The 12810-nt window shown below is 34.3% G+C and carries 13 protein-coding genes; 9 read left to right on the top strand and 4 right to left on the bottom strand.

Annotated features, from left to right (window positions below; translation table 11 throughout):
* The 6 genes from FGF67_RS08650 (at position 1) to FGF67_RS08625 (ending at position 7227) form a co-directional block, all read left to right on the top strand.
* Positions 1-1095 (top strand): mandelate racemase/muconate lactonizing enzyme family protein, encoded by a 1095-nt coding sequence (locus tag FGF67_RS08650; protein WP_139696780.1) that lies wholly within the window; start codon positions 1-3, stop codon positions 1093-1095.
* A complete protein-coding gene (locus FGF67_RS08645) occupies positions 1096-2883 on the top strand; it encodes an arylsulfatase (protein WP_139696778.1) in 1788 nt (595 codons plus the stop codon).
* Between the two features lie 3 nt (positions 2884-2886).
* The gene (locus tag FGF67_RS08640) at positions 2887-3921 is read left to right on the top strand and encodes an aldose epimerase family protein (protein WP_139696775.1); all 1035 of its coding nucleotides are present in this window, start codon (positions 2887-2889) and stop codon (positions 3919-3921) included.
* 38 nt (positions 3922-3959) lie between these two features.
* Positions 3960-4982, top strand: a complete 1023-nt coding sequence (locus tag FGF67_RS08635) for an L-rhamnose/proton symporter RhaT (protein WP_139696773.1) — start codon at positions 3960-3962, stop codon at positions 4980-4982.
* A gap of 14 nt (positions 4983-4996) precedes the next feature.
* On the top strand, positions 4997-6235 hold the full coding sequence (locus FGF67_RS08630) for a glycoside hydrolase family 117 protein (protein WP_139696771.1): 1239 nt from the start codon (positions 4997-4999) through the stop codon (positions 6233-6235).
* Between the two features lie 254 nt (positions 6236-6489).
* The gene (locus FGF67_RS08625; protein ID WP_233244041.1) at positions 6490-7227 is read left to right on the top strand and encodes a zinc-dependent peptidase; all 738 of its coding nucleotides are present in this window, start codon (positions 6490-6492) and stop codon (positions 7225-7227) included.
* A gap of 78 nt (positions 7228-7305) precedes the next feature.
* Here the strand turns inward: FGF67_RS08625 and FGF67_RS08620 are convergent, their stop codons facing one another.
* Positions 7306-7872, bottom strand: coding sequence for a CHRD domain-containing protein (locus FGF67_RS08620; RefSeq protein WP_139696768.1), 567 nt, complete (start codon positions 7870-7872; stop codon positions 7306-7308).
* Positions 7873-8124: 252 nt separating this feature from the next.
* Between FGF67_RS08620 and FGF67_RS08615 the strand changes: the two genes are divergently transcribed.
* Together FGF67_RS08615 and FGF67_RS08610 are read left to right on the top strand one after the other, a co-directional pair.
* Positions 8125-8547: a CBS domain-containing protein gene (locus FGF67_RS08615; RefSeq protein WP_139696766.1), complete on the top strand. Its 423-nt coding sequence runs from the start codon at positions 8125-8127 to the stop codon at positions 8545-8547.
* A gap of 95 nt (positions 8548-8642) precedes the next feature.
* Positions 8643-9062, top strand: coding sequence for a CBS domain-containing protein (locus tag FGF67_RS08610; RefSeq protein WP_139696764.1), 420 nt, complete (start codon positions 8643-8645; stop codon positions 9060-9062).
* On the opposite strand, the gene rpe is transcribed toward FGF67_RS08610, so the two are convergent.
* The 3 genes from rpe to FGF67_RS08595 form a co-directional block, all read right to left on the bottom strand.
* Positions 9059-9721 carry a ribulose-phosphate 3-epimerase gene (rpe, locus tag FGF67_RS08605; RefSeq protein WP_139696762.1) on the bottom strand — a complete coding sequence of 221 codons (663 nt, stop codon included), beginning with the start codon at positions 9719-9721 and terminating at the stop codon, positions 9059-9061. The two genes, FGF67_RS08610 and rpe, sit on opposite strands and share 4 nt — an antisense overlap.
* A 179-nt stretch (positions 9722-9900) precedes the next feature.
* A complete protein-coding gene (locus tag FGF67_RS08600) occupies positions 9901-10764 on the bottom strand; it encodes a sigma-70 family RNA polymerase sigma factor (protein WP_019387909.1) in 864 nt (287 codons plus the stop codon).
* A 149-nt stretch (positions 10765-10913) separates the two neighbouring features.
* Positions 10914-11288 (bottom strand): hypothetical protein, encoded by a 375-nt coding sequence (locus tag FGF67_RS08595; protein ID WP_139696760.1) that lies wholly within the window; start codon positions 11286-11288, stop codon positions 10914-10916.
* Between the two features lie 292 nt (positions 11289-11580).
* Between FGF67_RS08595 and FGF67_RS08590 the strand changes: the two genes are divergently transcribed.
* Entirely contained in the window at positions 11581-12723 is a 1143-nt protein-coding gene (locus tag FGF67_RS08590) for a helix-turn-helix domain-containing protein (protein ID WP_139696758.1), read from the top strand.
* Positions 12724-12810 lie beyond the last annotated feature (87 nt).

The raw sequence follows: 12810 nt of genomic DNA, 5'->3' as shown, positions 1-12810 counted from the left end.
ATGAGTACAAAAATTTCAAAAGTTGAGACACGATTATTTACGGTGCCCTTACCAGAAGTAATGTCTGATGCTAAGCATGGTGATCATTATCATTTTGAACTAGTAACGGTTACTATCACTTTAGAAGACGGTAGTGAAGGCACAGGGTACACGTATACAGGAGGAAAAGGAGGCTTTGCTATAAAAGCCATGGTAGAGCATGATTTTTCTGAAGTACTTATAGGCAAAGATGGTACCGATGTAGAAGGCATCTATGACTTTCTAGAATGGCATGTGCATTATGTAGGCCGTGGAGGAATCGCATCGTTTGCTATTTCTGCTGTTGATATTGCCTTGTGGGATATACGCTGTAAAAAAGCAGGGCAGCCCTTATGGAAAATGGCTGGTGGACATGGAAATACCTGTAAAGCCTATTGTGGGGGTATTGATTTAATGTTTCCTATAGAGAAGCTTTTAGGAAATATGAAAAGCTACTTAGAACGTGGATTTAATGCCGTTAAAATTAAAATAGGAAGAGATAATTTGCAAGAAGACCTTGATCGTATTAAAGCGGTAAGAGAATATATAGGGCCTGATGTAACCTTTATGGTAGATGCTAATTATTCCATGACCGTAGAGAAGGCTATAAAAGCTATTGAAGGCTTTAAGCAATACGATATCACCTGGTTTGAAGAACCAATTATTCCTGATAATTATAAAGGCTTCGGAGAAATAGTTGATGCCACAGGATTTCCATTAGCTATGGGTGAAAATTTACATACCATTCATGAGTTTGAATATGCTATGGATCAAGCAAAATTGTCTTATGTACAACCAGATGCCTCAAATTGTGGTGGTGTTACAGGGTGGTTGGCCGCCGCAAGACTTGCTGATAAGCATGGCATTCCAGCATGTTCACATGGTATGCAAGAACTGCATGTGAGTTTAGTGTCTTCACAGCCAAATTCAGGCTGGTTAGAGGTGCATAGTTTTCCTATTGATGAATATACAACAAGACCTTTGGTAGTTGAGAATTTTAGAGCTGTAGCTCCAGATTATCCAGGTGTTGGGGTGATTTTTGATTGGGAAAAATTAAAGCCCTTTGAAGAAAAGTAAATGAAATATAGAATTAAGATAATAGTTTGTTTCTTGATTGTGGCGTCATGTGTATGGGGCTGCAATCAAGCGAATGAACAAATTGAAAAACCTAATGTTATTTTTATTCTTACAGATGATCAAGGTATAGGTGACTTAGGCTGTCATGGTAATCCGTGGCTTAAAACACCTAATATTGATGCTTTTTATGCAGAATCTGTAAGACTTACCGATTTTCATGTGAGTCCTGTTTGTACGCCAACAAGGTCGGCTTTTATGACTGGCCAATACCCCATAAATAATGGAGCTTGGGCCACTTTTAAAGGACGTGCTGCTTTGCATGAAAATACGAAAACGATTGCGGATATTTTTAAAGATAATGGGTATCAAACAGGTATGTTTGGTAAATGGCATTTGGGCAACAATTATCCCTCACGCCCAACTGATATGGGATTTCAGGAAGCTATTCATCATGAGTTTGGGGGTATTGGTGAGATAACCGATTATTGGGGTAATGATTATTTTGATGATGTTTATTTAGCCAATAACAGACAGCAGCAATTTTCAGGATACTGTACCGATGTTTGGTTTGATGAAACCATGAAGTTTATCAAACGCAATAAAGAAAAACCGTTTTTTGTGTACCTGCCTACTAACGCTGCACACCATCCGTTAAATGTCGATGAGGCTTACGCTGCGCCGTATAAAGATTTGGAAGGGAAAGAAATACCTAGTGCCAATTTTTATGGTATGATTGCCAATATTGACGAAAATATGGGAAGGCTAAACCAGTTTCTTGAGGACAATAATTTGATCGAGAATACCATTGTTGTTTTCGCTACAGACAATGGAAGTCAATTTGGGTACAGTGAAGATGGAAACTTAGGCTATAACAAGGGGTTTGAAGGAAGAAAGGGTGATATTGAAGAAGGCGGCCACCGTGTTCCATTTTTTATAAGATGGCCTAACGGAAAAATTCAAGGCGGAAAAGATTTAAATATTTTAGCTTCACACGTAGATTTAATCCCAACGTTATCGGGGTTATGTGGCTTTACATTGAGTGAAGACTTAGATCTAGATGGGATTGATTTATCAAATGCCATAAAAAATGATGAGAAGGTAGTATCTAATAGAACCGTTTTTGTTCATAATAATCAAGATTGGCGCCCACCACATTCTACTAAAAAAGCCTGCATCATGAAAGGTAACTGGCGTCTTTTAAACGGTACCATGCTGTATGATATTCAAGCAGATCCTAAACAAAATAATGATGTTTCAAGCCAATTTCCAGAGGTAGTACAAGAGCTTATAGCAGAAAATGAACAATTTATAGCTAAAGCAAAACAAAAGGACGCTTATCAAAATTTTCCTGTTGAGATTTGCGGTAGTTTGCTACAAGCGGTTACAACGTTAACCATTCAAAACGCCATTGGAAATGATACTCCTGTATGGAAACAATCACAAATTGCCCAAGGCAAAAAAAACAAAAACAATAAGTATTCCGTTGGATTTGCTACTTCTGGAAAATATCAAGTGTCTTGCAGAAGGTGGCCTATAGAATGCCCAGGGCTTATACTTGGTATTCCAGCCAAAAATCCAGATAATCAATTTGATTATCAAACCATCTCACCTGAAAAAGTGCGATTAAAAATATTTGATAAAGAATACTTAAAAGAAGTTGAAGCGAATTCAGAAGAAGTCGCTTTTGAAATTGATGTTAAAACAGGACATACCATGTTGGAAGCTGATTTTATTGAGGAAGAAGCCAATTATGGAGTTTATTACATATACATAAAAAAACTAGACTAAAATATGGCAATTACCAAAACGCATTTCGGAACATTAAATGATCAAGAGATAGACTTGTTCACGTTGAAAAATGAAAACGGAGTTGAGATTAAAATAACTAATTATGGGGCAACCATTACATCAATCTTAGTTCCAAATAAAAATGGAGATATTCAAAATATCGCTTGTGGTTTTGATACTTTAGAGGGCTATTTTGAAAAAGAGTATGTTGAAAATGCACCCTATTTTGGTGGAACAATTGGCAGATATTGTTCCCAAATAAAAGATGCCAAGTTTTCCTTAAACGGTAAAGTGTATCAACTAGAAAAAAATTGTGGAGATAATAATTTGCATGGTGGAGCTGTTGGCTTTGATAAACGCATCTGGACAGCAGAAGTACTTGAAAATGGTGTTAAGATGTCTTTAAAGAGTAACAATCTTGAAGAAGGTTTTCCTGGAAACGTTGATGTTATCGTCGTGTTTAGTCTGACTTCAGATAATACATTGAAAATAGATTATAATGCTATACCAGATCAAGATACACCGTTATCACTAACTAATCATACCTATTTTAATCTAGATGCATTTTCAAATACGGTTGAGAGTCATATTGCTCAGGTAAATACCAGCAAACGACATGCTATGGACGATACTGGTGCTGCAACAGGAGAAATACTGTCCATTGAAAATGAAGTTGATGATTTAAGAACAGGCAAAATTATAGGTGATGTACATGAAGCTATGGGCGACGGGTTTGAACATTTTTATGTTTTTGACAACCCAGAATTTAAGGTTCAGGAAGTAGCAAAAATTAAATCGGATGCATCTGGTCGTTCATTAATCGTTTATTCGTCAGAACCATGCATGTTGCTTTATACGGGCAAATATACGTCTGATGCGTTAAAAAGAGAGAATGGAGAGCAATATGGCAAATATAGAGGCTTCTGCTGTGAAACTCATCGTTATCAAAATGGACCAAATATCGAAGATTCCCCAAAGTCAATAACCAAGGCAGGTGAATCTTTTGAAAGTACAACTATATTTAAATTTGATTGGTAAAAACAACCATTATAAATAATAACTAAAACTATATTATTATGATTACAGGCGTTTTATTTGCTATTCTAGCAGGTTTATTACTGGGTTTATACGCATTGCCCGAAAAATTCACAAAAGATTATGAGTTTGAGAACACATGGAGTATGTTTTTTGCCATTAATACCTTTGTTGTTCCCAATATTGCGGCCTTTTTGCTGATAGATGGTTTTTCCGATGTACTTAAATCTATTCCTGGTGACGTATTACTGGGTATGGTTATCTCTAGTGTGGCATGGGGTATTGGTGTAATGATGTGGGGTAAGGCTATTAACTACATAGGGCTTTCATTAGGGTTTTCAATATTTATAGGAACCGTTATTTTGGTGGGATCGTTGCTTCCATTTTTTGTTCAAGGTGTTCCAGAAACTAATGTTTTTCTTACTATTCTTGGAGGATTGTTTGTGGTACTTATTGGTGTTATGGCCAATGGTAGAGCAGGTATTCTTCGCCAAAAGGACGAAGAACAAGCTGAGTCATCTGAATTGGCTAAAAAAGAAACATCAATGGTTACAGGTATTTTAATTGCAGTTGTTGGTGGGTTATTGGCTACAGGTTTTAGTTTTGCAAATTCTTATGGCGCAGAAGTTATTAATGAAGCAGCGCTTGCTCAGGGTAATGCCCCTTGGAAAAGTGCCATAGCCGTAATGTATGTTATTTACATGTCTGGTGGGGTGGCAATTGCCGTTTACTTTATTCAGCAACTTTCAGCAAAAAAATTGTGGTCTAAATTTAGAACGCCTTACCTAGGAAAAAATATCTTTTTAACATCAATAATGGGGGTGTTCAATTTTGCCGCTTCTGTGGTATTTGCTTACTCTGCATTTAAATTAGGTCAAGAATTAGGAGGAAGTGTGGGCTACGCCATTTTTAATACAGCTTGTGTGGTCACAGCAATAGTAAGTGGAATAATCACAAAAGAGTGGATTAAGGCATCATCAAAAGCAAAGAAGTTTTTATACTTTGGTCTAGCTTGTATGGTGTTGGGTATTTTGATAGTAGCGTATAGTAATAGTTTAAAATAACAATTAAAATAATAATGAATAACCAATTAAAAGCATTAGTGTTTTGCGTAAGTTTAGGTTTGTTGTCTTGTAACAACAAGGTAGATTGTAATCATGAACAAAAAGAAGATAAAGAGAAAGTATCCGATGAAAAATTAGACCGGTTTGGTATAACTAATAGAGAATATTTAAGTGCTGCATCAAAGAGAGCATTACAATGGGAGTATGTTGAAAATGATTGGTACAGAGATTTTAATCCAATGAAACCTTTAAAAGGAGATTTGGCTTATGAAGAAGGGGTAGTTCGTAGAGATCCTTCAGCTATGATAAAAGAGAATGGAAAGTACTATGTTTGGTATTCTAAAAGTACGGGGCCTACTCAAGGCTTTGCTGGTGATGTTGAGAATGACAAAGTGTTTCCTTGGGACAGATGTGATATTTGGTATGCCACATCTGATGATGGATGGACTTGGAAAGAAGAAGGACCAGCAGTATTAAGAGGAGAGAAGGGGGCTTATGATGATCGTTCAGTGTTTACTGTTGAAATTATGAAACACGAAGATATGTATTATTTGTGTTATCAAGCTGTAAAGTCACCTTACACTGTAAGAGTGAAAAATACGGTTGGTTTGGCATGGTCAAATTCTCCTGATGGCCCATGGACGAAGAGCGAAGAACCTATTTTACAACCTGCAGATAATGGTATTTGGAAAGGAACTAAACAGAACCGATTTTTGGTTGAGAAAAAGGGCGATTTTGATTCACATAAGGTACATGATCCGTGTATTCTTCCTTTTAATGGAAAGTTTTACCTGTTTTATAAAGGCGAGCAGATGGGAGAAGAAATCTTGTTTGGCGGACGTCAAATTCGTCATGGAGTGGCTATCGCGGATAACCCTAAAGGACCATACATTAAATCAAAGTATAATCCTATATCAAATTCAGGTCATGAAGTAGTTGTTTGGAAAACTCAGGGAGGAATAGCTTCTTTAATTACTACTGATGGTCCAGAAAGAAATACATTTCAATGGTCTCCTGATGGTATTAACTTTGAAATTCGTGGAGCAGTCAAAGGAGCCAATATGCCTCATGCTATTGGTTTAAATAGAACTGTTGAGGTTCCGGACGATAATCCAACAAAAATTTTCGATTGGGGATTGTCTCATGTTTATAACAGTTGGGATTATCAAAGTATCATGCGTTTTGATTCAAAGAGGATGACGTCTCATGTAGCCAAAGGAGAGGATGATTCTAGAAAAGATGATGAAGAATAATAGGTTTTAAAGAGAATACCTAAAGTACATATATTTTTTAGGCAAATAGGGGTTTGAGGACTCTATTTGCCTTTTTTTATTTAGAAGGTAGTTATTTAAGTTTTTATTTGTTTCTTTAAAACAAATTGATTTATCTTAATATAATGGTTTTAGTGCTATTTGATTCAGATGTACTTGTAAGTAAAATTATTCTGGCTGGTTGCATTGCAGTCTTGTTTTATTTGATTTTACATTATGCTCTTAAAATGTTAGAAATGGGATACGTGCTAAAGTATATGAAACCTTGGTATACCCATTTTTATTTAAGGTCAAAAAAACTTTCAAAACAGCAAAGACATGTGTTGCAGCAAGACTTTCCGTTTTTCAACAAGTTGGATAAGAAATATCGTGGTTACTTTGAGCACCGTTTGGTCTCTTTTATGTCTGATAAAGACTTTTTAGGAAGGGAAGGATTTCAAGTAAACGATGAAGTAAAGGTATTAATTTCGGCCACAGCCGTTATGTTAACATTTGGTTTTAGGGATTATTATATTGGGATTATTTCTAAAATTATGATTTATCCAAAAGCATTTTATTCAAATACTAATAAAACATTTCATAAGGGCGAGTTTAACCCCCGATTAGGAGTGCTGGTGCTTAGTTGGGAAGATTTTAAATTGGGATTAGATATAAGCAATGATAATTTGAATTTAGGTATACATGAGTTTACCCACGCCATTCACATTAATAGTATAAAAGAACGCGATATAAGTTCAACCATTTTTAGTGATTCCTTTAAAGAATTGAAAGAGCTTTTACAACACAGACCTGAACTTAGGGAAACGCTATTATCATCTGGATATTTTAGAAATTACGCCTTTACTAATCAGTTTGAGTTTCTCGCCGTATTGATGGAAACGTTTATTGAGACGCCAAAAGAGTTTCAGGCTAATTTTCCTGAGGTTTATGCTAAGGTAAGGCAAATGTTAAATTTTAAGTTTGCAAATTATTGAGCATATGTTTTTATATAATAAAGCTACTTAATCCATAGATTTAAGTAGCTTTATTGTTCTTTTAACTAATAGGTACTGTTATAATTGACCTCTTATTTCTCCGCTTCCAATAGCCGTGGTATGTACATTTACATATATGAGTCCATCTCTTATGGCTTCAACTAAATCTCCAATAGTTTTTCCAGTTAAGCCTCCAGTTAGATCGCTTTCATTTATATATCCTTCTGCAAGAACACCATTAAAAATACCTGAGGGCTGCCCAGTTCTGTTATCATAAAGCCAAACCACAACACCTCCATTAGTTCCAGCGGCCCCCATATGAAAATGAGCCATAGTAACATTTTCAATATTAGAAACAATTAATTTATAATGAATCATGGTTTCCTCCTTGTTTATATGAACAATGGCTTGTCCGGTAGCATTTGAATCATTAGGTGTTGTTTCATTACTGCCTTTTAAGGAAGCAGTAAAATGGAGTCTGTTGCTTTTATTCGCATCTTTTTGAATTGTGATTTTGCTGTCTAAGCTCGTTACATCTGCTTCGGAGGTTGAAGTGATAAGTGGTTCGCTAGAGCATGTTAACAACATGCCACTAAGCACAAAAAATACCATTTTGTGCATTACAAGGTTGTAACTTTTAATCATAATAAGTTTTTTTTAGTATTCAGTTTTATGCACTCACGCATAAAATTTGGGGAAGAGGTTAGTTATAAAACTAAACAGTGTTGATATTAATAGGTATAAAATAGTGAAAAATTACGAGCTTTTAAAAATTAATCGATATGGGGAAGTATTTCAATATTAACACGTTATATGCCAATTAACATGATTTTTATCATAAAATTTTATGCGTTGTTTTTCTAACTTTAGTGAAAGCTAAATTAAAACGATAAGATTATGATACGGAAAGCACCAATTTCAATGATAATGACATCGCCTGTTATTACATTGCATAAAGACGATAGTTTAGAAAAAGCGGAGCAATTGTTTAAACAGCATAGAATTAGGCATATTCCTGTAGTGACTGATGGAGTTGTAATAGGTATGTTAAGCTATACTGATTTATTACGTTTTAGTTTTCCAGATATGACTAATAATGATTATAATGACGATACGGATGTGGCCGTTTATAATATGTTTAGTATTGGGCAAATAATGACTAGGAATATTGTTACAATATCGTCATCTAGTTCAATTAAGGATGTGGCCGAAATTTTTGCAACTAAAGAGTTTCATGCATTACCAGTTGTGAGCAATTCCATTTTAGTTGGTATCGTTACAACAACCGATCTTATAAAATACTTACTGAATCACTTTTAGTACATACTCATAATTGAGATTCAGAAGGTAGTTGTGTTTGTATGGCTGTTAAGGCTATTTCCGTTATGTGCGTTTTTAATGTTTAGTTTAAAAGAATGAGAAATTGTACACCAATATCCTCAATCATGACAAAGCGTGTTATTGCTTTAACCAGAGAGGATGACTTAGAAAAAGCAGACAGACTTTTTAAAAGATATAAAATAAAGCATATTCCAATAGTTTCAAGAGAAATGGTAATTGGTATGCTTAGTTATACAGATTTGATGCGTATAAGTTTTGCTGAAACTTCATCAACATCAGAGGAAAGAATCGATACTGTGGTTTATAATATGTTTTCAATTGAACAGGTTATGGCCAAGCATGTCATAACCGTTACCGAGGACACCTGCGTAAGAGAGGCATCAAACATTTTAGCTAAAGCCCCTTTTCATGCTTTGCCAGTAGTTGAAAATGGATTTTTAAAAGGTATTGTTACGACTTCAGATTTACTAAACTATTTTTCCAAACAATTTTAAGAATTAGCCAGTTCCTTTAATGTTTTGATGGTTTCTGTTTGGTTGCCACTTTTAAATACATGACTTCCTGCAACAAACACATCAGCACCAGCTTCAACCAGTTGTTTTATGTTTTTATCGGTAACACCACCGTCAATTTCAATATGCGTATGTAGCCCTTGCTCATCTATCATGTTGCGGAGTTTTTTAACTCTGTTATAGGTGATGTCCTCAAACTGTTGTCCGCCAAACCCAGGATTAATAGACATAAGTAAAACCATAAAACATTCTGGTAAAATGTCTTCAAGAACTGATACAGGAGTTGTTAAATTAAGTACAATACCTGCTTTACATCCTGCGGCTTTAATTTGACGTAAGGTTCTGTGTAGATGCACCGTAGATTCATAATGTACTGTGATAATATCGGCTCCAACTTTGGCGAATTCTTCAATATAACGTTCAGGTTTTTCTATCATTAAATGCACATCAAGAGGCTTGGTAGCGTGTTTTTTAATGGTTTGAATTACAGGCATGCCATAAGAGATGTTAGGTACAAAATGCCCGTCCATAACATCTATGTGAAACCAATCGGCATCACTGTTGTTAACCATTTCGGTATCACGCTGTAAATTACCAAAATCTGCTGCAAGCATAGATGGCGCAATTAACTTAGAACTCATATTGTGAATATTGTATTTAATTTTTGCAAATATAGAAAAGTCTTTTTGTTCTCATGAAATTTAAATATACAAAAGAACAAACCCCCGGTAATCAGCCGGGGGTTCTTTCATCAATCAAAAAACGAACAGTTATATTGTAACTGTTGTTACCTTTATTTAGTCGTAATTTTTAAATATTACTATCCTAAATAGGTCTTTAATATTTTACTTCTAGAGGTGTGTTTTAATCGTCTAATCGCTTTTTCTTTAATTTGTCTTACACGCTCACGTGTTAAATCAAATGTTTCGCCAATTTCTTCTAAGGTCATAGGGTGTTGGTTTCCTAAACCAAAATATAAACGAATCACATCGGCTTCACGAGGCGTTAACGTTTCTAGAGCACGTTCAATTTCGGTGCGTAAAGACTCATGTAATAACTCTTTATCTGGATTTGGAGATTCACCAGAATTTAAAACATCATACAGATTAGAATCTTCTCCTTCAACTAAAGGCGCATCCATACTTACATGACGTCCTGAGTTTTTCATAGACTCTTTAACATCATTTATGGTCATGTCTAGCTCTTTTGCAATTTCTTCAGCAGAAGGCGGACGCTCATGGCTTTGCTCTAAAAAAGCAAAGGTTTTATTAATTTTGTTAATAGATCCAATTTTATTGAGTGGCAAACGTACAATTCGAGATTGCTCCGCTAAGGCTTGTAAAATGGATTGTCTAATCCACCAAACAGCATAAGAAATAAACTTGAAACCACGCGTTTCATCAAATCGTTGTGCTGCTTTAATTAAACCAAGATTACCTTCGTTTATTAAATCTGGCAGGGTTAAACCTTGATTTTGGTATTGTTTTGCAACTGATACCACGAAACGTAAATTAGCTTTTGTTAACTTTTCTAAAGCAATTTGATCTCCAGCCTTGATACGTTGCGCTAATTCTACTTCTTCGTCTGCAGTAATAAGATCTACCTTGCCAATTTCTTGCAGGTATTTATCTAACGATGCAGTTTCTCTATTGGTAACCTGCTTCGTAATTTTAAGTTGTCTCATCTAATATTCTCCTGTAATTTTATTGTGAATAAATAGGGCATTCATTAGTTATACGTAAAAGAGTGAAAAAATGTTACAAAAAATTACATGTTTTTTATCATTACGATTTTAAAGACAAATGACACGGGTGCATTTGTTTTGAAATACGCTTAAATTTTAATAAGGTTTTTGTTGCTCAAGTTAACATCCTCTAGCATGTCTTCAGTGAATTTATAATGCCCTTTTTTTGTGATGAGCTTAAAATGATGTGATTTTAATCGACTTAGCGTGTTTAAAAATAGCCATTTCGATTTTAAGAGTTGCGGTTTTTCAGATTTTAAACTGATATCAAAAATGTGTTTTCTTCCTTCTTTAATAGCAACAATATCTGGGGTAATTGAAATATTTGTGCCTTTTTTTGTATATGATTTGGGCGATTCATAACCATCCATATCGGCTTTGATATTTTTATATCCGCGGTTTTGTAAATAGTTTATGGAATCTTCCAGTACTTCAGAATATTTCTCTTTTTCAGAATAAATCATGGTATCTTTTGCGTTTAAGGTGAACGAATAAGATAGATTTTATTTTGTGAAAGCCAAGTTTTTAACAGGGTTTAACAGTTTGTTTGCACAAATGTTAATGTATTAGTAAGTTAAAATGTTTTTTGAAACCTTCCAAAAGGCGTACTTTGTGCTAAAGTTTTTCCGTATTTAATCATTTGGTAATTAGTGTTTTGTAGTAGTTTGTTTTTGATGGTGTAAATAATTACTACACTTTTTTTATTATCTTAGAGAAGTGTAATCCGTTAGTTTAGATGATAAGATTGAACTCTGAATGAACTTAGAAGGTATTATTAATTTTTTGCTCATAGCTGGAGTAGTACAGGGTTTAGGCTTTAACCTTGTAACCTCATGTGTTAAAAAGAAAACCAATAAAACCATCGTGTTTTTAAATTTAACAGTTTTATTTATTTCACTAAATAATTTACAACGCTGGTTAATTGAAAACGGTTATTCTTCAGAGTTGTTTTTTTTCAAGAACTTTTTAGTACCATGGTATTTTTTAATAGTACCCATGTTTTATGCCTTTACTATTCACTTTACTAAAGTGCAAGATAAGGTAAGAAGTTTTTTAAAGACTACTATTATAATATTTATAGTAGAAGTTATATTAAGACTCTGTTTAATGTCTTATGTGTATTATGAAGTGCCCGACAGAAATACTATCTTGTTAGAGTATTACACTTTTATTGAAGACTATTTTAATCTGTTTTATATTATATTTCTCTTTACTAATGCCTGCTTTATAATTTTTAATAGACAACGTTTAACCTCGTACATATTATCTTATGATGATTTAAATTGGCTAAAATGGTTTGTTCGGTTTGGCTTTATCATTATTGGTTGTTGGGCCATTGCATTAACCGTAAATCTTTTTACAGGAAATGATATGGTTTATCTGCTTCTGCGTTTTAGTATGTCCGTTTTACTATATTGGTTAGGGTATCAAGGCTTTTATAAGTACAATGTTATAAAAGATAGAATTTCACTAAGAAGTTCTTTGGCAGCAGAAGAACTTGGCATTGGAAATATCAACCCATCAAGCTTAGATAATGATAAAGATGATTTTTTTAATAAAAAGCATCAAGCCGATTTTGACAAGATTAAAAATTACATTATCAAGAATAAGCTTTATTTAGATCCCTTGTTAAGTATGGAATCTGTAGCATCAGAATTGGGAATGAGCAAAAGTTATTTTTCAAAGCTTATAAATTCGTATAGTGACTATAATTTTTCCGATTTTATTAATTCACTTCGCGTAAAACAGGCCAAAAAGTTTTTGTCTAACGATGACTTTAGTGATTATACCATTGTCGCCATAGGTTTAGAATGTGGATTTAATTCTAAGTCGACATTTTATGCGGCATTCAAGAAATTTACTTCAGAAACCCCTTCAACTTACAGAGCACAATTTTAAAAAGTATTAACTGTCCGAAATTATCGTTGGACATCCAGAAAATTACATCTTAGACTAATTGGGATAGTCGTTCTATGTCTTGGTAAT

The organism is Allotamlana fucoidanivorans (genome assembly GCF_006265225.1).
Classification (GTDB): domain Bacteria; phylum Bacteroidota; class Bacteroidia; order Flavobacteriales; family Flavobacteriaceae; genus Allotamlana; species Allotamlana fucoidanivorans.
The sequence above is the reverse complement of the archived record's forward strand: the minus strand, read 5'-3'. Positions and strand labels throughout refer to the sequence as shown.